Genomic DNA, 20,685 nt, shown 5'->3' on the forward strand with positions numbered 1-20,685 from the left:
CCACACGGCACTGCGCGACGGTGTCGGGCTTAGTGCGCAAACAGCGAGTTGCCCTTCTGCCCCGCGAGTTTTTCAGGCTTGATCAGGAACCGTGCCAGCGCCGGCAGCAGCCACAGCGCGCCGAACATGTTCCACAGCAGCATGAAGGTCAGCATCAGGCCCATGTCGGCCTGGAACTTGATGGCCGAAAAGATCCAGGTGCACACGCCGATGGCCAGGCACAAGCCGGTGAACAGCACGGCTTTGCCGGTCGACTTGAGCGTCTGGTAGTAGGCCTCTTGCAGGGGCAGGCCGGCGCGCAGGAAGCTTTCCAGACGGCTGTAGATGTAAATGCCGTAATCCACGCCAATCCCCACGCCCAGCGCCACCACCGGCAGGGTCGCGACCTTGACGCCGATGCCCATGAACGCCATCAACGCGTTGCCCAGCACCGAGGTCAGCACCAGCGGCAGCACGATGCACAGGGTGGCGGCCCACGAGCGGAAGGTGATCATGCACATGGTCGCCACGCACAGGTACACCAGGATGAGGATGGTCAGTTCCGACTCTTTGATCACCTCATTGGTCGCCGCTTCGATCCCGGCGTTGCCGGCGGCAAGGATGAATTCCAGGCCGTCCTTGTTGTTTTCCTTGGCAAAATCCTGCACCGCATGCACTGCGCGGTCGAGCGTTTCGGCCTTGTGGTCGTTGAGGAACACCAGCACCGGCGCCAGCGAGCAATTGTTGTTGTACAGGCCGTCGGCGCGGGCAATGGAGTTGTTCAGCACGTCGGGGTTGCGCGACAGGGTTTCCCATTTCAGGTTGCCCTCGTTCATGCCCTTGATCATCTGCTTGGACACGGTCACCAACGAGATCGCCGACTGCACGCCTTCGGTGTTCTGCATCTTCCACATCAACTGGTCGATGGGCGCCATGGCTTCGTAGCGCGAGCAGCCTTCGGCACGGGTCTTGACCATTACCACCAGCACGTCGGAGCTGGTGGAGTAGTTGTTGATGATGAAGTTGTTGTCCTTGTTGTAGCGCGAGTCCGGGCGCAGTTCCGGCGCGCCCTGGTCGAGGTCGCCGATCTTCAGGTTCTGGCTGTACCAGAGACCGCCACCGAAGGCGATCAGCGCCAGCAGGATAGACACCGGCGCGACCTTGGCGCTGGCGAATTTGGACAGCAGGCGCCAGAACGGGTGTTCGCGGTGCGCATCTTTCTTGCTTTTGGCGATGGCGCGTTTACTGATGCCTACGTAGGAGATCGCCACCGGCAGCAGGATCAGGTTGGTGAACACAATCACCGCCACGCCGATGGAGGCGCCGATGGCCAGCTCGCGGATCACGCCGATGTCGATGATCAGCAAGGTGATAAAGCCCACCGCGTCGGCGAGAATCGCGATCATCCCCGGCAAAAACAATTGCCGGAACGTGCGTCGGGCGGCGGTCAGCGCGTTGTCCGCCTCACTGGATTGCAGCGCAATGCCGTTGATCTTCTGCACGCCGTGGGAAATACCGATGGCAAAGATCAGGAACGGCACCAACATCGAATACGGGTCGAGGCCGAAACCGAAGAAATGCATCAGGCCGAGCTGCCAGACCACTGCCACCAGCGTGGTGCTCAATACCGCGACGGTGCTGCGCAGGCAGTTGGTGAACCACAGCAGCAGAATCAGGGTGATGACGAATGCGATGCCGAAGAACATCACCACCATCACCAGGCCGTCGATCAGGTCGCCGACCTTCTTGGCAAACCCGACGATGTGAATCTTGACGTTGGGGTTTTGTGCTTCGAACTTGTCGCGGATCTTGTCTTCAAGTTCGTGGGAAAACTTGCGGTAGTCCAGGGCCAGCAACTTGCCCTGGTCCTGTGGGTCCGGGTAGGACTCCAGCAGCGGGATGTCGACAATGCTCGACTTGAAGTCGTTGGCCACCAGGCGCCCCACCTGGCCGGACTTGAGCACGTTGTTGCGCAACTGGTCGAGGCTTTCCGGCGAGCCGTTGTAGCTCTGCGGGATCACTTCGCCGCCGGCAAAGCCTTCCTCGGTGACCTCGGTCCAGCGCACGCTGGGGCTCCACAGCGACTTGAGGCCCGAGCGGTCGACGCCGGAGATGTAGAACACCTCGTCGTTGATCTGGCGCAGGGTCTCCATGTATTCCTTGGTGAAGATGTCACCATCCTTGGCTTCCACGGAGATGCGCACCGTGTTGCCCAGGTTGGCCAGGTCATTGCGATGCTCCATCATCTTTTCGATGAAGGGGTGCTTGAGCGGGATCATCTTTTCAAAACTGGTGGACGGGCGAATCAACGTCGCCTGCCAGAACAGAAAAATGCTCACCAGCAGGCAGATGACGATCACTGCCGGGCGGTTGTTGAAGATCAGGCGCTCAAGAAAGGTCGCTTTATCGTTGTGATGACTGCTCATTGAAACCCCGCCTTCTTATTATTTTGAGAGCTCTGCACCGGCGGCGGAGGCCACACGCACGCCACCCTGCCCGACCAGAATCAAGTTGCCGTTGCCCGCCGCGGTGACCGCCGAGAGTGAAATGCGGTCTGGACGGTTGAACACGCTGAAGGTCTGCCCGTCGTCATGGCTGACCACCACGCTGCCGCCGTTGCCGACCACCACCAGCGAACCGTCGTCGAGCAACGTGGCGCCGGACAAGCCGAATTCCAGGGCACCTCGCGCCGCGTTCAGCTCAACCTGTTCCCAGGTGCTGCCAAAGTCCGTGGAACGGTAGAGATTGCCGCGCAGGCCATAGGCCAACAGGGTGTGGGGTTGAGCGGTACTGATCACGCCAAACAGCGAGCCCTGGTACGGGCCTTCGAGCTTTTCCCAGGTCTGGCCGTCGTCACTGGAGCGGAACATGCTGCCCTGCTCACCGACGATAAACAGCCCGGCGTCCTTGATAGAGGCGATGGCGTTGAGGTGGAACTGGTCTTCGTTGTCGAGGCGGTCGCTGACGTCTGCCCAGGTTTTGCCGCCGTCGGTGGTTTCGATCAACGCACCGTAGGCGCCCACGGCCAGGCCGTGCTCGGCATCCTTGAACCAGATGTCGAGCAAGGGGGCTTCGCGTTTGAGGTCTTGGTATTGCTGGGTCCAGGTGGCGCCGCCATCGGCGCTTGCAAGAATCTGTGCGTCGTGGCCGACAGCCCAGCCGTGTTTTTCATCGACGAAAAACACCGCCGTCAGCAGTTGCCGAGTCGGCACTTTGGCTTGGGTCCAGGTGCTGCCCTGATCATCGGAATAGAGGATGTGCCCGCGATCACCGACCGCCACCAGACGGGAGCCGGCGTGCACCACGTCGATCATCAGGCCTTTGGCGGCCTTGGGGGATTGAATCGCAAATGCCGGCGGTGCGCCGGTTTCATCGGCTGCCAGCACGGGTGTCGACAACACCCCCAGCAGCGAGAGCGCTGTAGCCAGCATCGCAACCTTGCGTGCGGCGCGCGGGCGGCAAACAACCCAACCCATGACAGGCTCACTCATAGACCTTTCTCCCGATTTATTATTGTTAGGTCGTCCTGCCTTGCCGGCCTCTGAAACCTGCAATCTAGAGCGCCTGAAGGAAGCAGGGGCCATCCTATCGGGCTTTCGAATCGTCTGACAATCGGCGCTACGTTATCTTTTGTTAACTGGCGGGCTATGACGATGGCCTGAATATGAGTGCATTACCCAGGCTGATTAATGAATATTTATTCCATCTCTTGAATTTAGAGAATATTTATTCCATTAATGCACATCCTGAAAACAATAATCCAAAGGAACACCGCTATGCGTGAACTCGGAATCGGCCTGATCGGCACGGGCTTCATGGGGCGCGCCCATGCCTTGGCGTTCAACAATGCCCGCGCGGTATTCGAACTGCCGGTACACCTCAACCTGGCCGCCTTGGCCGATGCCGACACCGAACGCGCACAGCGTTGCGCTACCGCCTGGGGGTTTGCCCGAGCCCACGGCGACTGGCAGGCGCTGATAGATGACCCCACCGTTGATGTCGTGGCCATCACCACGCCCAATCACTTGCATTACCCCATGGCCATGGCGGCGATTGCAGCGGGCAAGGCGGTGTATTGCGAAAAACCGCTGGCGGTCAGCCTGCAGCAGGCCGAAGCCATGCGCCGCGCCGCGAGTGCGGCCGGCGTGGTCACGCGGGTGGGCTACAACTATCAGCACAACCCGATGATCAGCCTGGCGCGGCAGATGATTGCCGACGGCGAACTGGGCGAAATCATCAGTTTCCAGGGCGAGTTCAGCGAAGATTTCATGGCCGACCCGGCCTCACCTTGGTCGTGGCGCTGTGACGTGGCACATGCCGGCGGCGCCTTGGCGGATTTGGGCAGTCATTTGCTGTCGATGGCGCGCTACTTGGTCGGTGAGGTGCACAGCGTGTGCGCCGACACCCAGACCGTCCACGCCCAACGCCCGGTCGTCTACGGCAGCAGCGACCGTAAACCCATCGCGGTGGATGACCAGGTGCACGCACTCTTGCGCTTTGCCAACGGCGCGCGCGGCACGGTGAGCAGCAGCTGGCTCAAGCACGGCTACAAGAACCACCTGAGTTTTGAAATCAGTGGCACGCGAGGCACGCTGGCGTTCGATCAGGAGCGCTTGAATGAACTGCGGGTGTGTCGGCTCGGCCAGGACGGTTTCCAACGGCTGCTGGCCGGCCCTGCCCTGCCCGGCTATGCCGCGTTCAGCCCGGCGGCCGGGCATCAACTGGGGTACAACGAGTTGAAAACGCTGGAGGTGCACGAATTGATCATGGCGCTGGCGGGGCAAGGCGCGGGGGGCACTGACTTTGAGGGGGCATGGGCGGTTGAGCAGTTGGCAACGGCGATTCGTGTGGCTGCCCGTGAAGCGCGTTGGGTTGTGGTGGGTGAGGTGTGAGCGCGGGGGCTGGGTTTGACCGGGTGATTATCCGTTGTTTGGGAGAGGGCCGCTTTGGGTTCCGCCCTTACGGCGGGTCACTTTGGAAAAGCCCCAAAGTAACCAAAGGGCTCATGCCCCACCACTCGGCCCCTCGCTTAGGCTCGGTGTGCCCGAACGAAGGTACTACGGAGCGGGCCGCCGCGACGGGCCGTCCCTGCCCCGTCGCGGCTAAACCGGCGTCCTGGCGGTTTAGCCGCTCCGTACTACCTGCGCTCGGCCAGCGTGGTTTAACGGGGCGCCTAAGATCAAGATCAAAATCTACAGCACGGCGGCCTAGTAGCCGACCTGAGTGGTAGAAGCAAAAGCACAGCCGAGGCGGCCTGACAGCCGACCTGATCTTGAGAGCTGAACCCAATTCAATGTGGGAGCTGGCTTGCCTGCGATGGCATCAACCCGATGCACCTGATGGGCCGAGGTGGCTGCATCGCAGGCAAGCCCGCTCTCACAGTAAAGCCGCTCTGCTTGTGCTTGCACCCCTCAGGTCGGTGCCTGGGTGGTTGCGAAATCTGAGCGAAAACAGGGCGCAACACACACCCAACGCTCTTCGATCATCAGATCACGAACCGCGCCACCATCGCGTTCAAATCCACCGCCAGCCGTGACAGCTCGTGGCTGGCGGCGCTGGTCTGGTTGGCGCCGGCTGCCGACTGAGTCGCCAGGTCGCGGATGTTGACCAGGTTGCGGTCCACCTCACGCGACACTTGGGCCTGCTCTTCAGAAGCACTGGCGATGACCAGGTTGCGCTCGTTGATCAAACTGATCGACTGCGTAATCTGCTCCAGCGCCACACCGGCGGCACGGGCCATTTCCAGCGTGCTCTGGGTGCGCTGATTGCTTTGTTGCATCGACTGCACCGCTTCGCCGGTGCCCGTCTGAATGCCGGCGACCATTTTCTCGATTTCCTGGGTCGACTGCGCGGTGCGATGCGCCAGCGCCCGCACTTCATCGGCCACCACCGCAAAGCCACGCCCGGCTTCACCGGCGCGGGCTGCCTCAATGGCTGCGTTGAGCGCCAGCAGGTTGGTCTGTTCGGCAATCGCGCGGATCACGTCCAGCACCTTGCCGATGTCACGGCCCTGCGTGGCCAGGCCTTCGATCATCACCGACGTGGTTTGCACGTCCTGGGTCATGGTCTGAATCGCACCGACCGTTTCCACTACCCGATCACGGCCTTCACGCGCCGCCTGGTTGGACTGGCTGGACGCTTCGGAGGTGGATACCGCATTGCGCGCCACCTCTTCCACGGCGGCGGTCATTTCGTTGACGGCGGTGGCGGCCTGGTCGATTTCGTTGTTCTGTTGTTGCAGGCCTCTGGAGGCTTCCTCGGTGACCGCGCTCAATTCTTCGGCAGCAGAGGCCAGTTGCGTGGCCGAACCGGCGATGTGCTGGATGGTCTGGCGCAGGTTGGTCTGCATCGCAGACAAAGCGCCAAGCAGACGGGCCGGTTCATCCTTGCCATCATCTTCGACGAGCGTGGTCAGGTTACCGCTGGCGATGGTTTCGGCCACTTGCACCGCTTTGCGCAGCGGCGCAACGATGCTGCGGGTCAGCAGCCAGGCGAGTAACACCGTCATCAACGCCGCCACCACCGAAACGATGATGATGCCGCTGACGGCCTGTTGGTAGCTGCCTTCAGCATCCCGCCCGGCCTGGTCGGCATCGGCGCTGTTGATCGCGATCAGTTTGTTCAGCTGCTCACCCATCAGATCCGTACCGTCCTTGATCCGCGTATTGATGAGGCTGCGCATTTCGTCGACTTTGTTCTGCTGCGACAGCGACATCATCTCGGCCTGCGCCGCGAAGTAATTGTCGAGGGTCGCGGCGAAAGTTTTGTAAAGCGCCGCCTCTTCCGGGCCTGCCGGCATAACCGCGTAAGCACCCTGGGCCTGCTTGACCTTGTCGACCAACACCGCCACGCGGGTCTTGGCTTCCTCAAGGGCGGCGGGCTCACGGTTGATCAATATCCGGAACGACAAGATGCGCAAGCGCAGGACGTTTTCCGTCATGTTGCCGAGAAATTTCACGCTGGGTAACTGGTTGGTCCCCATGTCCAGGGAAGACTGGCGAATCTGTGTCATGCGGTTGACGGCAAATACGCCAAGGATCACGACCAGCAACGCAATGAACGCAAAACCGAGGAAGGCGCGCGGGGCAATATTCAGATTACGAAGGGACATAGGGCTGCTCTCGAGAGATAGTGGGCGAGCGTCCCTGCCGCGACACGATCAGTCGGCGCCAACGCACCGCTCTGATCTTTGGGCACCACTGTTATAAGAGTTGGGTGGGCTTGAATACGGTATCGGCAGATGCCGGGATTTAATGCAGGATGTTTCGAAATATTTTTACACACTTCTGACGGCCGGCACTTTCTGGCATCCTGCGCGCCCCTTTCCCTAACGGGCCTGTATTTTGTCTGACACTCAAACCCCTCGCCCCCGCTATAAATCCGACCTGATCTACGGCCTGGAAGATCGCCCGCACTTTACTGCGGCGATTTTTGCCGCACTGCAACATGTGCTCGCCAGTTTTGTCGGCATCATCACCCCCACCTTGATCGTCGGCGGCGTGTTGGGCCTTGAAAGCGAAGTGCCGTACCTGGTGAGCATGGCGCTGTTCGTGTCCGGGCTCGGCACGTTTGTGCAGGCGCGCACGTTCGGCCCGATCGGTTCGGGCCTGTTGTGCCTGCAGGGCACCAGCTTTTCGTTTATCAGCGTGATTCTCAGCGCCGGCTTTATGGTCAAGGCCCGAGGCGGCGGCACCGATGAAATTCTCTCGACGCTCTTTGGTATCTGCTTTTTCGCAGCCTTTATCGAAGTGGTGCTGAGCCAGTTCATCGGCAAGTTGCGCAAGCTGATCACCCCGGTGGTGACCGGCACCATCATTACCCTAATGGGCTTGTCGCTGATCAAAGTGGCGGTCACCGACATGGCCGGGGGTTACGGCTCCAGCGATTTGGGCGCGGCCGGCAACATGGGCCTGGCGGCGCTGGTGCTGCTGACTATTGTGGTCCTCAACCGGTTCAGCAACCCGTTCCTGCGCCTGGGTTCGATCGTGATCGGCCTGACGCTGGGTTTTGTGGTGGCCTGGTGGATGGGCCGGGTCGATCTGGCAGCCCTGCCTCAAGTGCCGCTGATCAGCGTGCCGGTGCCGTTCAAGTACGGTTTCTCGTTTGATTGGGTGGCGTTTATCCCGGTGGCGGTGATCTTCCTGATTTCGCCTTTGGAAGCCGCTGGCGACTTGACTGCCAACTCGATGATTTCGCAACAACCGGTCAAAGGCCCGCTGTATATCAAACGCATCAAGTCGGGCCTACTGGCGGACGGCCTCAACTCGGCCATGGCCGCCACCTTCAATAGCCTGCCGATGGTGACCTTCGCGCAGAATAACGGAGTGATCCAGTTGACCGGCGTGGCCAGCCGCTACGTGGCGTACTTCATCGCCGGCCTGCTGGTGCTGCTGGGGCTGTTCCCGATGATCGGTGCGGTGCTGCAATTAATGCCCAAGCCGGTGCTCGGCGGCGCCACCCTGATCATGTTCGGCACCGTGGCCGTGGCCGGGATCAAGATTCTTGCCGAGGCCGGGCTGCACCGGCGCAATGTGCTGATCGTGGCGATTTCCCTGGGCATGGGCCTGGGTGTGGCCGCCGTGCCGGAAGTGCTGCGCGACCTGCCCAAGGCGCTGCACAACATCTTCGAGTCGCCGATCACGGTGGGCGCGTTCTGTGCAATCCTGCTGAACATTTTCCTGCCCGAAGAGTTCATAGAGCTGGAAGAAGATGAATTTGATCCGGAGTCCTCTACCCTCAAGGTCATGCAGGACCCGGACGCCACGAAATAGGAGCACTTTTCAATGCGCAAGCTCATGGTTCTATCGTTACTGCTGCTGACCTTGAGCGCCTGTGCGCTGTTCCCCAATCGCGACCCGGTCAACATCAGCGTGGTCGGCATCGAGCCGCTGCAAAGCCAGGACCTGGAAGTACGATTTGCGGTGAAACTGCGGGTGCAAAACCCGAATGAAACGGCGATCGACTACAGCGGCGTAGCCCTGGATCTGGACGTCAATGGCCGGCCGTTGGCGTCCGGGGTCAGTGACCAGTCCGGCTCGATCCCACGGTTTTCTGAAACCGTGCTGAGTGTGCCGGTGAGCGTTTCGGCGTTTTCCGTATTGCGCCAGACCCTGGGCCTGAGCCAGACCCAAAGCTTGAACAACCTGCCCTATGTGCTGCGCGGCAAACTGGCGGGTGGCCTGTTTGGCACCCAGCGTTTTGTCGAGCGCGGCACGCTGGACCTGCCGAACACGGCGACCTGGTGATGGCCCGCCAACCGGTACTGTTGACCCCACGACTGATCCTGCGCCCGCTGGTGCTCGCGGATGCCGAGGCCATCCAGCAGCAGTTTGCGCATTGGAACGTGGTGCGCTACCTCAACGCCGCAGTGCCTTGGCCCTACCCGGCCGATGGCGCGCGTTGCTACCTGGAACAGGTCGCCTTGCCGGGCATGGCACGGGGCGAGCAGTGGCATTGGTCGATCCGCCTCAAAAGTGCACCGGAGCAGTTGATCGGCACTATCAGCCTGATGGACGAACCGGACGATAACCGCGGCTTCTGGCTGGGCCCGCAATGGCAAGGCCAGGGCTTGATGACCGAAGCCAGCGCGGCGGTGACCGAGTACTGGTTCGAGGTACTCAAGCGCCCCGTGCTGCGTGTGCCCAAGGCGGCGCCCAATATTGGCTCGCGGCGGATATCCGAGCGCACCGGCATGCGCTTGATCAGGTCGCAGGAAGGTCGGTTTGTGGAAGGCACCTTCGCGCGCGATATTTGGGAAATAACCCGCGAAGAGTGGCTCAACACGCTACCTGCCACGCCGTAGGCGCCAGGCTTGCCGGCGGCTGCGGCTTGACCGGCTTCACTCGGTGAGGGTGCGCACGCCTGGTTTGGCGCGCTCATCCACGACCAGCTCAAACACATCCGGCCGCGCGTAATGCCCCACCACGTCATAGTCATAACGTGCCCGGACGAGGTCCTCGGTATTGATCTGCGCGGTCAATAACCCGGCCTCTCCCACCAACGGCCCGGCCAGAACATCGCCCATCGGCCCGATAATCACACTGCCGCCCGCGATCAACGCACGGTCTGACGGCCAATTGGCCACTTGCACGCCGAGCGCCGCAGGCGAGGCCTGCACCTGGCAGGCGCTGACCACAAAGCAGCGCCCTTCATGGGCGACATGGCGCATGCTCACCTGCCACATTTCGCGTTCGTCCACGGTCGGCGCGCACCACACGTCCACGCCCTTGGCGTACATCGCGGTGCGCAGCAGCGGCATCATGTTTTCCCAGCACACCGCCCCACCGATCCGGCCTACAGCGGTGTCGATCACCGGCAAGGTCGAACCATCGCCCGTGCCCCAGATCAGCCGTTCGGTGCCGGTGGGCATCAGTTTGCGGTGCTTGGCAACCAGCCCGCCGTTCGGCTCGAAATACAGCACCGTGCAATACAACGTGCTGGCACTGCGCTCGATCACGCCGATTACCAGGCTGGCACCGGTGCGGGCAGACAACCCGGCCAGCGCTTGCGTCTCGACGCCCGGCACGTCGATGGCGTTGGCAAAATAACGGGCAAAGGCTTCGCGCCCCTCCGGCAAGCGATAACCCAGCTGCGTGCCGAAGCTTTCGCCCTTGGGATAGCCGCCCAGCAAGGCCTCAGGCATCACCACCAATTGCGCACCGCTGCGCAGAATCTCGTGCTCATAGCTCAGGATTTGCGCCAGGGTTTGCGCTTTGCCTTCTGGCAAGGCACCGATTTGCAAGGCAGCCACGGTAGAAAGGGGCATCACGATCACTCCAAATAAGGGGGGTTGCCCATTCTCCGATCAGCCATGATCATGAATAAAGCCCACTTCAATGCTGAATGATATGAGCCAAATGAATATCGCCCAGGTTGACCTGAACCTGCTGAAAACCTTCGAAGCCCTGCACGACGAGTCCAGTGCCAGCCGCGCCGCGTTGCGCCTGGGCGTTACCCAGTCGGCGATCAGCGCAGGCCTGCGACGTTTGCGCGACGTGTATGGCGACCCATTATTTGTGCGCACCGGCCGCGGCCTGGCACCGACGTTGCGTGCCAATCAGCTCAAACCGGTGATCAGCGAAGCGCTGGACCGCTGCCGACAAAGCCTGGCCATGGTCCATCCCGACAATCTTGACTACCAAGGGCGTTCAGTGGTCCTGGGTTTATCCGATGACTTCGAAATTGCTTACGCCCGTCGGTTGATGGAGGCCATCGCCGATTGCGCGCCCAAGCTGCGGGTGATCTTCCGCCAGACCCACAGCCAGATCGTCGCCGCGGCCCTGCTTGACCGTAGCCTGGACCTGGCGATCACCGCGGGCGGGTTTGCCGAACGCAGGCTGAGTCGACAGGTAGTGGGCGAAGGGGATTACCGCTGCCTGGTCGACCCGGACAGCCTGGCGCCCAGCCAGCACGCTATCAGCCTGGATGAGTTCGTCGCGCGCGAGCACGTGCTGGTGTCGTCGGGCGGTTTTATCGGGATCACTGATGAAGGGTTGGCGGCGCAAGGGTTGAGCCGCCAGGTGTGCGCGTCCACCAGCCATTTTGCCGCGCTGCCGTTTCTGCTCAAAGGCAGCACGGCGGTCGCGACTATTCCCGGCCATGCGGCCCAGGCCATCGCGCACATGACCGGCTTGCGTGTACTGCCCTGCCCGTTGGCGCTGCCGGTTTACCCGGTAGAACTGGGCTGGCGCACCCAGGCGCAGCTTGATCCGCTGTTGCTCAAGGTGCGCGAGGCGATTGTGGCGTGCTTTATTTCGCCGCGGCCATCAGCTTGTTGACTTCGCTGCGCACCATATTGGAAAACTCCGGCGGCGACATGCCGTCGAGTTCTGCGCGCACCCATTCAGCCCACTTGCCCTTGCGCTTGGCGCGCTCGCCGAACAAGCGCGCCGCTTCGCCCTTGGCCTTGCCCAGGTTGGCCTGCCACAGGTCGTAGAGGCGTGACTTTTCATCTTCCAGCTCGGCGCGTTCGGCGAGGGTTTTGTTGGCGAGATTGAAGCTCATGTGGAATTACCTGCTGCACAAATAGACGACATCTTACACTGTAGGTCGAAATATCCTGATTCGGATTTTGCCCAAAAACAGGCCCCGGCAAAAAAACTGCAACTTTTGCCGCCGCCTGACACTCCATTGTTCACTGTCACATTCACCTGCAAGGAGTCACACAATGGCCCGCAAATCTGCTGCCCAAGCTGTCGAAGATCAAATCAAGGATCAAGCTTTCAGTGAACTGACGGCGTTGATCGAAGAGTCGGACAAACTGCTCAAGAGCAGCGCCTCCCTGGTAGGCGAAGAAGGCGAAACCCTGCGCGAACAGGTTGCCATCAAACTCAAGCAAGCGCTGGAGTCGGTGTCCAACGTGCGCGAGCGCAGCAAGCCGGTGGTCGACGCGACCGAAACCTACATCGGCGGCCATCCATGGCAGACCGTGGCCATCTCTGCAGGTTTTGGCCTGGTGGTGGGGTTGTTGCTGGGTCGCCGTAACTGATACACCGTACTTGATGCATGGGGGCTGCGCCGTTGGCGCAGCCCCTTTTTTATGTCTCCAGCAAGGCCTGCAAGCGCGCCAGTTCGCGAGCGTCCAGCTCAATACCTTGTTGCTGCGACTTCGCCCGTGTGCGGTGACGTCGATCCCCCGGTAACCGCCGCAACCCCGCCGCATGCATCTGCCGCACCAGTTCCTGGCTGCGTTCGGCGAAGTTTTGCCCGGCCGTCTTGCTCGGGTCGATGACGATCAGCAATTGCCCGGTCCAGGGTGTACGCGCGCCCGGATGATCGGCCCAGTTGAATTCAAACGAGAAATTGCCTCCCGTCAACGCCGCCGCCAGCAACTCGACCATCATCGACAAGGCCGAGCCCTTGTGCCCGCCAAAGGGCAACAGCGCGCCGCCTTCGAGCACGGCTTTGGGGTCCTGGGTCGGCTGGCCGAGGCTGTCAACGCCCATGCCCGGCGGCAAGCGCTCGCCCTTGCGCGCGGCAATCTGCACGTCGCCGTGGGCGATGGCGCTGGTGGCCAGGTCGAAGACGATGGGCGAGCCGTCGGCACGCGGTGCGGCGAAGGCGATGGGGTTGGTGCCGAACAACGGCCGGTCGGCGCCATGCGGCACCACGCAAGTCATGCTGTTGACCACGCTCAACGCCACCAGCCCTTCTTCGGCGAAGGGCTCGACATCCGGCCACAGCGCGGCAAAGTGATGAGAGTTGTGAATCGCCAGCAGTGCGATGCCGGCGCTGCGAGCTTTGTCTACCAACAACGCGCGCGCCGCTTCAAGGGCCGGCTGGGCGAACCCGTTGCCGGCATCCACCCGCACGAAGCCGGACGCCACATCCGTGACCACGGGCGTGGCCTTGCCGTCGACCCACCCGCTGGCCAGTGTGCTGAGGTAACCGGGGATACGGAAAATGCCGTGGCTGTGCGCACCGTCGCGCTCGGCGCTGGCGCAATTGCGCGCCAGGATCGAGGCAACCTGCGGTGAGGTGCCGTGCTTGACGAATATCGCGTGCAGCAATCCCACCAGGTCATCGAAACCGATGAATGCTGCAGGACTGTCAACGAGCGGGGACTGGGCAGACATCTGTAGCTCCGATTTTATAATTGGAAGAGACAACAAGAATCCAGACCGCCGATTAAACAACGCCTCCTGTGCCTGCTGTCAACGGGCGCTTGCGTTATCTACCGCCCAGCGTGCTGCGCGACCTCCTACTTTGGCGCTTGATGACCGCCGCGTGAAAGGAGAGCGCCCCATGACGCAAGTGACACCACCGTACTTTTTCGATGAGTTCCTACAGACCGTCAAACGCAAAACCCCGTCAGCGCGAGCGCGCGCGCTGGGGTTTTCGGTCAAGGACCTTGATTGGCTGCACACGCTCTATTACGCCACCGATGCAGCGCGCCAGAATGAGGCGGTGCACGGCTACCCGATGAAGGTGGAAAGGCTGTTGGCCAACGCTGGGGGGCAAGCCCGCCATTGTGCTGGCCGGGGCGTTTATGATGAGCCCCACACCCGATGCCAGTAAGGCCGTGCTCTACAGCCCCTATGGCGGCCTTGAGCTGTTCGACAGCCGCGCCGACGTGCTCAATGGGAGGATTTCGGTGACCGTCCCTGGACCCGAGCCTTGAAGAATAAAGTGTTGAACACCACCGGTGCGCGCACGCTCAACGATGCCCGGGCGATCTTCATGAGCGACCCGGACAAACGCATCGATACCATTCTGGCCAATGCCGACTCGGTGACTTACTTGATCTGCCAGTTGGGCCGAGCGCTGGATGCGGGAGCCTGAGCAGGCTCCCGGCGGGAGGTCAGTCTTTCTGGTCACGCAGGATATTGCCCGAAGCGCCATCAATGCGCGCTTCATAGACGACGCCATCGGACTTGCGCCCTTTGACTTCCCAGTAGCCTTTGTCATCGGCTTCGGCGCTGTAGACTTCGACATACCCGGCCTTGGCCTTGGCGGTTTCAATGGCTTTCTCGATGGTGATCCAGCCCGCACCCGGTTTATCCGCCAGGGCTCCGCCAGCGCTGAGCAGCGCGGTGGTTGCACACAGGGCGACTAAGGTTTTCTTCAGCATTTTCGTACTCCATTGGGGGGAATGACGGACTCATGTCCTCTGTTTTTCTGATGTTCCCAAACAAGAATAAGTTCCAATTGATGTGCAATCGCCATGATGGCTGTTCTCGCCATCCGCATCGGGAGGTTAGAATGTGCGAAATCAGGATGAGTTAATGAGCGAAAAGTCCCTTTCAGAAGCCGAATATGACGCCATCACCGACGCCGCCGCGCATTGGTGCATGCGCTTGCATGCCGATGACTGCACGGCAGGCGAGCGTCAGGCTTTTGCAGATTGGCACGACGCCCATCCCCTGCACGCCTTCGAATACGCAGCCATGCTGGAAATCTGGGACGTGGCCGATCACCTGCCACGCAGCGAGCCGGCGCCGGCGGTGCTGGCGTTCAAGCCGCGCAGACGGCTGCGCGCCTACGCCGTTGCCGCCGCCGTGTGCCTTGCGGCCTTGCCGCTGGCCGCCCTCACGGGCTGGGAAGCGGGCTGGTTGCCCAGCTCGTATGAACACTTCGAAGCCACCCAGGGCTTGCGCAAGGTCACCCTCGGCGATGGCAGCCAGGTGGAGCTGAACCTGGGCACCGAGCTGGTCTACAGCCATTACAAGGACGAACGCCGGGCGACCTTGAAAAAGGGCGAGGCGTTTTTCAAGGTCGCTCACGACAGCCATCATCCCTTCATCGTGCGCGCTGGCGACGGCCAGGTGCAGGTCACGGGCACGCAATTCAACGTCTGGAAATACGAAGACCTGGTGCGGGTAACGCTGCTTGAAGGCTCGGTACAGATCGCCAGCGACGCCGTGCATGGCAGCGTGCCGCTGACTCCGGGCATGCAGGCGAGCTACCACACAGGCGATGCCACGCCGCAAATCGCCGCGATCAGCGCCAATGACTCCGCGCTTGCCTGGCGCCAGGGCAAACTGGTGCTCGACAACCTGGCGCTGGCCGATGCATTGCCGCTGATCAACCGCTACCTGAATAAGCCCGTGATGCTGGCAGACACCACCACCGGGACCATTCGCATCGGCGGCATTTACAACATCAACGAGGTGGACAACCTCGTCCCCTCCCTGCCCAGGGTTTTGCCGGTCTACCTGACCCAAAACCAGGACGGCAACCCCGTGCTCAATTCGATTCCCCGTAAAGCCCCCAAAGGCTGATGCGCTTTGCACGAACGGGCTCGCTTGCGCCCTGAGTGTCCATTTTTGAAACACTTCCCTGCCCTGAACCGCCCGTGCTGAGCGGATTCACCGTTCTGTCACACCGACTGTTACAGCCATGAGACAACCTTCAGGCGGGGCCGTACATGCCCGGCCACAGGGCCACTGTCTCAACGCTGATACAGCACGGCCATCACTTCGCCCGGCTTTAACCCCAACCCTCTGAATTTGAAAAACAAATAAAAAGCGGCACGCGTTCTGCTCTCTCCCTTACAGCGCTGTTTAGGGTCAGCGCGAAGAATAAGGAACACTGCCGTGGACACACACAATCCAGGCTCACTGAGCCTCCTGCTGATCAGCTGCGTTCTGAGTGCCGGCGCAAGCCTTCCAGTGCTCGCGGCAGGTGATGGCGTGATCGTGATTGAGCGCCAGGTTCAACCGTATGTGATCGGTCGCTCACGCGGCGTCGACCCCTACCCCAACACCGTCAGTGCCAACCCGTCGGCACAAGTCCTGCGCGCCTCCACCAATGAACTCAGCGACAACGACATTGGGCGCATCAGCAGCGGCTCAAGCATTACTCGCAGCATCATGCCCAATGGCGACATCACTGGCTTGAACACGATCGGCAGCGGTCCAGGCCTGGGCGCCAGCAGCGCGGCCGGCCACAGTGGCGGCGGCATTTCGGGCACGGTCAACGGCGCGATATCCAGCGGCCTCGCACCGCTGAACAACATCGGCGGCATGGTCGGGGGGGCGATGAAATGAATCGCACCTGGATGCTACTGGCGGCGCTCGGTTGCACAGCGGCGATGGCCGACAGCAACAACAACGCCAGCATTGATAACTCGGGCACGCAGTACAACGGCGTGGTCTCGATCAACCAGGCCGCGGGCGATCAACAACAGTTGAGCAACAACGTCGCGATCGCTGTAGGCCACAACGCCCAGGCAACAGTGACCGTCACGCAAAAAATCAGCGGCGCCGCGGCCGACCGCGCGCTGAACGCCAGGACGACGATCCAGGGCAACACTTTCAGCAATGGCAACGGCGCACTGAGTGTCAATCAGTCGGCCGGCGCCCAGAACCAGATGATCAATGCCGTGCGAATCAGCGTCAGCGCTGGCCCGCAGAGCATCGACGACAGCGTCATGTCGCAACAGAACGTTGCGCTTGCAACCGACTCAGGATTGACCTCTACCACTGGCAGCCGCCAGGTCGTGACCAGCGACCAGGCCTTCACCGGCAGCCGTGGAGTGGTACAGGTCAACCAGAGCGCCGGGGTGGGGAACCGAGTGGCTAACACCCTGAACTTACGACTCAACTGATGGAGCTGAGTCGGTAGCTGGAACGTACCAACACTTAACCAACTAATAGAAGCAAGGAGATACACCATGAAAACTACAATGGCCCTCAAACCACTGGCTTTCGCTCTCGCTGCGCTCATGGCTGTTGCTGCTCAAGCGGGTCAACCCAACCATCATCCACAGCCTGCGCCAACGACCGCAGCGGCGACCACCCAAGACGGTCAAAGCAACCACGGCAACGTGGTGCTCAATGACAAAACCAAGAACAACGCTTCGGCGAATGACTCGTACAACAACATCAGCGGCGTGGCCAACGGCAACGTGCTGAGCGGCGACAACAACCAAGGCAAAAACGATGTCGCCATCGTATCCGGCGACGCCGACTTCGTGTTCGCCAGCACCGGCACCGCACAGTCGAACACCGGCAACCTGGTGGTCAACAGCGGTACCAAAAACAACGCGTCCCTCAACGACAGCGGTAACCACGCTTCGGGCGTGATTCAATTGAACGCCGCATCGGGCACCTCCAACCAGGGCAGCAGCAGTGTTGCAATCGCCTCGGGTAATGGCGACAGCGGCGCCGCAACCGTCGCCGGCGTGCAGGACGTGTCGGGTAACCTGACGCAGAACCTGAGCAGCGGCCACGGCTGGAGCAGCAAACCGGTGGTCAACAACGCCAGCGTGAACAACTCGATGAACTTCAGCTCCGGGGTGTCGAACTCCAACGTTCTGTCGGGCAGCAACAACCAAGGTCAGAACAACGTCGCAATCACTCGCTTCTGATGCAGACAGGGCCTTGGCAACAAGGCCCTTTTTATTTCCAGTGTCCAACAGGTCCTACGATCATGCGCTTCGGAGCCCTCCTTCTGCTGCTGGCACTCACCGGCCCGACCTGGGCGGCGCAAATGGCAGTGGTCATGCCTAACGGCGCGGTGGTCTACAAGAAGGTCGAGAGCATCCGCGAGCGCAAGTTCGCCAACCTGGTGGAACAGAAAACCGATTTCAGCTGCGGCGCGGCCGCACTGGCGACCATCCTGCGCCAAGCCTATTGGATGGACGTGGATGAAGACCACGTCATCAAGGGCATGCTGGTCAACGCCGACCAGAACCTCGTACGCACCCAGGGCTTCTCGATGCTGGACATGAAGCGCTACCTGGAAAGCATCCACATGCGCGCCAAGGGCTACCGGATCACCCCGCAAGTACTGATCACCGTAAAAGTGCCGGTGGTGGTGTTGCTGGATATTCGTGGCTACAAGCACTTCGTGGTGTTGCAGCGGGCCGACAAGGACTGGGTGTATATCGGCGACCCCGTGCTGGGTAACAAGCGTTATGCCAAAGACGATTTCGTCAAAGGCTGGAACGGCATTGTGTTCGCGGTTATAGGCGAGGGCTACGACAAGGCCAACGCCCTGCTCACGCCGCCCAACCCACTGACCGCCAAGAGCCAGCTGAACGAATTCAGCCCCGTACGTGACAGTGAATTGATGGACTTCGGTTTTATCCAGAGCGACTTCTTCTAGAAGCGCAATAAGGAGCAGGACGCTCCAGGAGCACACGATGAACACTCGACGCTGGCTGACGGTCATGTGCCTGGCAGCCTCAGTACCTGCTTATGCTTCCTCGACGTTCAAGCCGATCGAACTCAAGGACTCGGAAATGGCCGAGCTGCGTGGCCGTTATGTCATGCCGGGGCGGATTATCAGCTTCGGGATCGTCATGAGCAGCACTTGGACCAATGCCGCCGGTGCAACCGTCACTGGCACGGCCAATATGCAGGTCAGCTCAGCCACCGTGACCCCTCAGTTTTATGTGCAGGTGACCGGCAATGATGGCACCGGCATCGCCAAGCAACCCCAAGGCACCGGCACGGTCATCGGCGGCGCAGGCCTGGGCACGGGCCAGGGCGTGACACAAAGCGTGCGCGCGGCGGGCGACGGCAACACCGCCAGCAACGGCGTGGACATCAACGTCAGCCGAAACGGCCTGGCGCCTGCCAACTACGTGCAATCAGGGCAAGCGCTGATGGCTGGCCAGCCGATCACCGGCGGCACCGCTGCTGGCCAGGTGACGGTCACGGCCAATAACGGCGGGCTGCAAATGGCGCTTCAGGCCAGTAACAATCAGGGCAATGTGGTGCAGCAAATTGGTGGCGGCAACGTCCTACAAGGCACGGTCATTCAAGGCAACAGCAACTTTGTAAACAACATGACCCAACTGAATGTGGTGCTGGGCAACAACGGTCTGAACAACCTCACGCAGAACCTTAATCTTGATCAACTCAAAGGCCTACGCCCCTCCGGTTATTGAACTACGCTGAGCCACGACACTTACGCATTAGAAAGGGACGGCTTATTTCATGCATCGATCGCTATCGTTACGTGCAGTGGTTTGCTTGAGTACGCTCTTGCCCGCATCAATGCTATACGCCGCACCCGATGCCGACATTGAGGGCTTGAAACAGGAACTGCTGGAACTCAAACAACGCTATGAAGTGCAGCAAAAAGCACTGGCCGTACTGGAACAACGCGTACGACAAGTAGAAGACCAACCCGCAACTCCCACCCCCAAACGCTTGGCCAAATCCCCCGCCGACTTCCAGAAAGGCGGCACCACTGTGGCCGGTCATACGCCTGGCACAGGTGCGGCGGCGGCCTCGGGTGGCGCCGGCGGCGGCAGTTCCTACGGGCAAAGCCTTAAGGACGATTCGGCCCCGGCACAAAGCGTGAGCAACCTGTACAACGAAGCCAGCGGCTTCTTCGGTAATGGCAAGTTCAGCTTCGAAACCGGCCTTACTTATGCCCGCTACGATGCCCGCCAGCTTTCCCTCAACGGCTTTTTGGCCCTGGACTCGATCTTCCTCGGCAACATTAACCTGGACCGAATCAAATCCGACAGTTGGACCCTGGACCTGACCGGGCGCTACAACCTGGATAACCGCTGGCAGTTCGACTTGAACGTGCCGGTGGTGTACCGCGAGTCGACCTATCAGTCGGGCGGCGCCAACGGCGACTCCAACGCCACGTCCGAAGCGTCGGTGACCCGAGACCCAACCATCGGCGATGTCAACTTCGGCATTGCTTACAAGTTTCTGGATGAAAGCGCCAACCTGCCGGATGCCGTGGTGTCAGTGCGCGTCAAAGCCCCGACCGGCCAGGAGCCCTACGGCATCAAGCTGATCGAGCAAGTCAATAACAATAACCTGGCCGTGCCGGAAAGCCTGCCGACGGGTAACGGTGTGTGGTCGGTGACGCCAGGCATCTCCCTGGTGAAAACCTTCGATCCAGCGGTACTGTTCGGCTCGCTGTCGTATACGCATAACTTCGAGGAGTCATTCGGCGATATCAGCCCTAACGTCAACCAGAAAGTCCCCGGCAAAATCAGCCTGGGCGACAGCTTCCAACTTGGCCTGGGGGTCGCCTTTGCCCTTAACGAAAAAATGAGCATGTCGTTTTCCGTGTCGGACCTGGTGCAGCGCAAAAGCAAGATCAAGCAAAACGGCCAGGACTGGCAGTCGGTGGTGTCCAGCGATGCCAACGCCGGTTACTTCAACGTGGGCATGACCATTGCCGCGTCGGAAAACCTGACCATCGTGCCGAACCTGTCGATCGGCATGACGGACGATGCGCCGGACTTTACGTTCAGCTTGAAATTCCCGTACTACTTTTAAGCCGCGCAAG

23 protein-coding genes are annotated in these 20,685 nt (G+C 60.9%); 16 read left to right on the plus strand and 7 right to left on the minus strand.

Annotated features, from left to right (window positions below; genetic code table 11):
- Positions 1–29: 29 nt before the first annotated feature.
- The gene (locus tag AC19YS_RS21730) at positions 30–2,405 is read right to left on the minus strand and encodes an efflux RND transporter permease subunit (RefSeq protein WP_106580502.1); all 2,376 of its coding nucleotides are present in this window, start codon (positions 2,403–2,405) and stop codon (positions 30–32) included.
- 18 nt (positions 2,406–2,423) lie between these two features.
- Positions 2,424–3,455, minus strand: a complete 1,032-nt coding sequence (locus AC19YS_RS21735; RefSeq protein WP_179610191.1) for a WD40/YVTN/BNR-like repeat-containing protein — start codon at positions 3,453–3,455, stop codon at positions 2,424–2,426.
- Between the two features lie 300 nt (positions 3,456–3,755).
- Between AC19YS_RS21735 and AC19YS_RS21740 the strand changes: the two genes are divergently transcribed.
- Positions 3,756–4,871 carry a Gfo/Idh/MocA family protein gene (locus tag AC19YS_RS21740; protein ID WP_500602634.1) on the plus strand — a complete coding sequence of 372 codons (1,116 nt, stop codon included), beginning with the start codon at positions 3,756–3,758 and terminating at the stop codon, positions 4,869–4,871.
- Between the two features lie 593 nt (positions 4,872–5,464).
- Here AC19YS_RS21740 and AC19YS_RS21745 read toward each other — a convergent pair.
- On the minus strand, positions 5,465–7,090 hold the full coding sequence (locus tag AC19YS_RS21745) for a methyl-accepting chemotaxis protein (protein ID WP_119735900.1): 1,626 nt from the start codon (positions 7,088–7,090) through the stop codon (positions 5,465–5,467).
- A 232-nt stretch (positions 7,091–7,322) separates the two neighbouring features.
- Here AC19YS_RS21745 and AC19YS_RS21750 point away from each other — a divergent pair, with 232 nt between their 5' ends.
- Genes AC19YS_RS21750 through AC19YS_RS21760 form a run of 3 tightly spaced genes read left to right on the plus strand, consistent with a single transcriptional unit; the run spans position 7,323 to position 9,781 of the window.
- Positions 7,323–8,750: a nucleobase:cation symporter-2 family protein gene (locus tag AC19YS_RS21750; protein ID WP_500602635.1), complete on the plus strand. Its 1,428-nt coding sequence runs from the start codon at positions 7,323–7,325 to the stop codon at positions 8,748–8,750.
- A 12-nt stretch (positions 8,751–8,762) separates the two neighbouring features.
- A complete protein-coding gene (locus AC19YS_RS21755) occupies positions 8,763–9,224 on the plus strand; it encodes an LEA/WHy family protein (protein ID WP_119735904.1) in 462 nt (153 codons plus the stop codon).
- Positions 9,224–9,781, plus strand: a complete 558-nt coding sequence (locus AC19YS_RS21760) for a GNAT family N-acetyltransferase (protein ID WP_500602636.1) — start codon at positions 9,224–9,226, stop codon at positions 9,779–9,781. Before AC19YS_RS21755 ends, AC19YS_RS21760 begins: the two co-directional genes overlap by 1 nt.
- Positions 9,782–9,817: 36 nt before the next feature.
- On the opposite strand, the gene AC19YS_RS21765 is transcribed toward AC19YS_RS21760, so the two are convergent.
- On the minus strand, positions 9,818–10,744 hold the full coding sequence (locus AC19YS_RS21765; protein WP_169366946.1) for a carbon-nitrogen hydrolase family protein: 927 nt from the start codon (positions 10,742–10,744) through the stop codon (positions 9,818–9,820).
- Between the two features lie 91 nt (positions 10,745–10,835).
- On the opposite strand from AC19YS_RS21765, the gene AC19YS_RS21770 reads away from it, so the two are divergent.
- Complete coding sequence (locus AC19YS_RS21770) at positions 10,836–11,756, plus strand: LysR family transcriptional regulator (protein WP_500602638.1); 921 nt, start codon at positions 10,836–10,838, stop codon at positions 11,754–11,756.
- On the opposite strand, the gene AC19YS_RS21775 is transcribed toward AC19YS_RS21770, so the two are convergent.
- On the minus strand, positions 11,728–11,982 hold the full coding sequence (locus tag AC19YS_RS21775) for a hypothetical protein (protein ID WP_106579759.1): 255 nt from the start codon (positions 11,980–11,982) through the stop codon (positions 11,728–11,730). The genes AC19YS_RS21770 and AC19YS_RS21775 overlap by 29 nt on opposite strands.
- 163 nt (positions 11,983–12,145) lie before the next feature.
- Between AC19YS_RS21775 and AC19YS_RS21780 the strand changes: the two genes are divergently transcribed.
- Positions 12,146–12,466: an ElaB/YgaM/YqjD family protein gene (locus tag AC19YS_RS21780; protein WP_106579758.1), complete on the plus strand. Its 321-nt coding sequence runs from the start codon at positions 12,146–12,148 to the stop codon at positions 12,464–12,466.
- A 49-nt stretch (positions 12,467–12,515) separates the two neighbouring features.
- Here AC19YS_RS21780 and AC19YS_RS21785 read toward each other — a convergent pair whose 3' ends face one another.
- On the minus strand, positions 12,516–13,553 hold the full coding sequence (locus tag AC19YS_RS21785) for an Ldh family oxidoreductase (protein ID WP_106579757.1): 1,038 nt from the start codon (positions 13,551–13,553) through the stop codon (positions 12,516–12,518).
- Between the two features lie 169 nt (positions 13,554–13,722).
- Between AC19YS_RS21785 and AC19YS_RS21790 the strand changes: the two genes are divergently transcribed.
- The 3 genes from AC19YS_RS21790 to AC19YS_RS21800 are packed head-to-tail and all read left to right on the plus strand — an operon-like array spanning position 13,723 to position 14,259.
- A complete protein-coding gene (locus AC19YS_RS21790; protein ID WP_500602639.1) occupies positions 13,723–13,995 on the plus strand; it encodes a hypothetical protein in 273 nt (90 codons plus the stop codon).
- Entirely contained in the window at positions 13,970–14,098 is a 129-nt protein-coding gene (locus tag AC19YS_RS21795; protein ID WP_500602640.1) for a hypothetical protein, read from the plus strand. The genes AC19YS_RS21790 and AC19YS_RS21795 overlap by 26 nt, the downstream gene beginning before the upstream one ends.
- Complete coding sequence (locus AC19YS_RS21800; protein ID WP_500602641.1) at positions 14,095–14,259, plus strand: hypothetical protein; 165 nt, start codon at positions 14,095–14,097, stop codon at positions 14,257–14,259. The genes AC19YS_RS21795 and AC19YS_RS21800 overlap by 4 nt, the downstream gene beginning before the upstream one ends.
- A 19-nt stretch (positions 14,260–14,278) precedes the next feature.
- Here the strand turns inward: AC19YS_RS21800 and AC19YS_RS21805 are convergent, their stop codons facing one another.
- Entirely contained in the window at positions 14,279–14,548 is a 270-nt protein-coding gene (locus AC19YS_RS21805) for a PepSY domain-containing protein (protein WP_500602642.1), read from the minus strand.
- Between the two features lie 154 nt (positions 14,549–14,702).
- On the opposite strand from AC19YS_RS21805, the gene AC19YS_RS21810 reads away from it, so the two are divergent.
- The 7 genes from AC19YS_RS21810 to fapF all read left to right on the plus strand — a co-directional run bounded on the left by AC19YS_RS21810 (position 14,703) and on the right by fapF (position 20,675).
- The gene (locus AC19YS_RS21810) at positions 14,703–15,698 is read left to right on the plus strand and encodes a FecR family protein (RefSeq protein ID WP_500602643.1); all 996 of its coding nucleotides are present in this window, start codon (positions 14,703–14,705) and stop codon (positions 15,696–15,698) included.
- A 315-nt stretch (positions 15,699–16,013) separates the two neighbouring features.
- A complete protein-coding gene (gene fapA / locus AC19YS_RS21815) occupies positions 16,014–16,466 on the plus strand; it encodes a fibril amyloid chaperone protein FapA (protein WP_200623747.1) in 453 nt (150 codons plus the stop codon).
- Positions 16,463–17,026 carry a fibril amyloid subunit FapB gene (fapB, locus tag AC19YS_RS21820; RefSeq protein WP_200623746.1) on the plus strand — a complete coding sequence of 188 codons (564 nt, stop codon included), beginning with the start codon at positions 16,463–16,465 and terminating at the stop codon, positions 17,024–17,026. Before fapA ends, fapB begins: the two co-directional genes overlap by 4 nt.
- A gap of 66 nt (positions 17,027–17,092) precedes the next feature.
- The gene (gene fapC / locus AC19YS_RS21825) at positions 17,093–17,788 is read left to right on the plus strand and encodes an amyloid-like fimbrin subunit FapC (RefSeq protein ID WP_200623745.1); all 696 of its coding nucleotides are present in this window, start codon (positions 17,093–17,095) and stop codon (positions 17,786–17,788) included.
- Between the two features lie 62 nt (positions 17,789–17,850).
- Positions 17,851–18,528 carry a fibril amyloid maturation endopeptidase FapD gene (fapD, locus tag AC19YS_RS21830; protein WP_106579750.1) on the plus strand — a complete coding sequence of 226 codons (678 nt, stop codon included), beginning with the start codon at positions 17,851–17,853 and terminating at the stop codon, positions 18,526–18,528.
- A gap of 37 nt (positions 18,529–18,565) precedes the next feature.
- Entirely contained in the window at positions 18,566–19,315 is a 750-nt protein-coding gene (gene fapE, locus AC19YS_RS21835) for a fibril amyloid subunit FapE (RefSeq protein WP_124417714.1), read from the plus strand.
- Between the two features lie 49 nt (positions 19,316–19,364).
- The gene (gene fapF, locus AC19YS_RS21840) at positions 19,365–20,675 is read left to right on the plus strand and encodes a fibril amyloid transporter FapF (protein ID WP_169366951.1); all 1,311 of its coding nucleotides are present in this window, start codon (positions 19,365–19,367) and stop codon (positions 20,673–20,675) included.
- The last annotated feature ends 10 nt before the right edge of the window (positions 20,676–20,685 follow it).

This window comes from Pseudomonas sp. MF08831 (genome assembly GCF_059862645.1).